Annotated in this window: 1 protein-coding gene and 1 pseudogene; one reads left to right on the top strand and one right to left on the bottom strand. The window is 44.8% G+C overall.

The features are described 5' to 3' along the window. Positions 1 to 450, bottom strand: a 450-nt coding sequence (gene dcuC, locus R7Z41_RS24250) for a C4-dicarboxylate transporter DcuC (RefSeq protein ID WP_318141672.1), incomplete at its 3' end; no start/stop codon positions are given. A 379-nt stretch (positions 451 to 829) separates the two neighbouring features. Here dcuC and nanR point away from each other — a divergent pair. Next, a pseudogene (gene nanR / locus R7Z41_RS24255) lies at positions 830 to 1,099 on the top strand (transcriptional regulator NanR); the annotation flags it as partial.

Below are 1,099 nucleotides of genomic sequence, written 5' to 3' on the forward strand. Positions count from 1 at the left end.
CACCAGCGTCGGAAATAAGGTGACCATCAGCAACATACCCAGACCGGAGGCGCTGGTAATAAACTGCGCCATGATTTGGCCGATGACGTAAGTTGCCGACAGAATAATATACGGCGAGCGAATGAGTTTTAACGGGCGGCTTAACAAGCTCACCATCGCGCGACTGACCCCTATGCGCTCCATGTAGCGGGCATAACCGCCCACCGCCATAATCGACAGCCCCAATCCGGCAATGCGGTTGGACAGCATGCGCAGGATTTCATTATAAATATCGACGATCAAGTAGCCGCTGCTTTTGGTGGGATCGAGTACACCACCGAACCCTAACCAGACACCGCACATCATCAGGAAGATACCTGCGGCAGCCAGCACCACCTGAGGTTTGTAGTTTTTCAGGATCAAATAGCCCATCGTAATTAATACGATGACAGATATAATTATGCCGAACATTGTTGAACTCCGTGTCAAAAGAAAACGGTCAATCCCATAAACGGCAGATTGAAAACAAAGATGTTATATTTTTTGCAAGGCTATTTATGGTGCGGATGTCGTATTTTTAATTTTAGGTGATGTGATTTTTCATTAAAAAATATGCGCTTATGATTATTTTGTAAGAACACATTCATAATATTCATAATGCTTGTGAATAGTCTTATGAATAATTCAATCGGAATGTGTTTATCTGCGTTACATTAATTTTTCGCAATAGTTAATTATTCCGTTAATTATGGTAATGATGAGGCACAAAGAGAAAACCCTGCCATTTTCCCCTACTTTCAATCCTGTGATAGGATGTCACTGATGATGTTAATCACACTGACCTTACAGAATGGGCCTTATGAACGCATTTGATTCGCAAACCGAAGATTCTTCACCTGCAATTGGTCGCAACTTGCGTAGCCGCCCGCTGGCGCGTAAAAAACTCTCCGAAATGGTGGAAGAAGAGCTGGAACAGATGATCCGCCGTCGTGAATTTGGCGAAGGTGAACAATTACCGTCTGAACGCGAACTGATGGCGTTCTTTAACGTCGGGCGTCCTTCGGTGCGTGAAGCGCTGGCAGCGTTAAAACGCAAAGGTCTGGTGCAAATAAACAACGGC

The sequence above is a fragment of the Vibrio sp. 1457 genome, assembly GCF_033340195.1.
GTDB classification, from domain to species: domain Bacteria; phylum Pseudomonadota; class Gammaproteobacteria; order Enterobacterales; family Vibrionaceae; genus Vibrio; species Vibrio alginolyticus.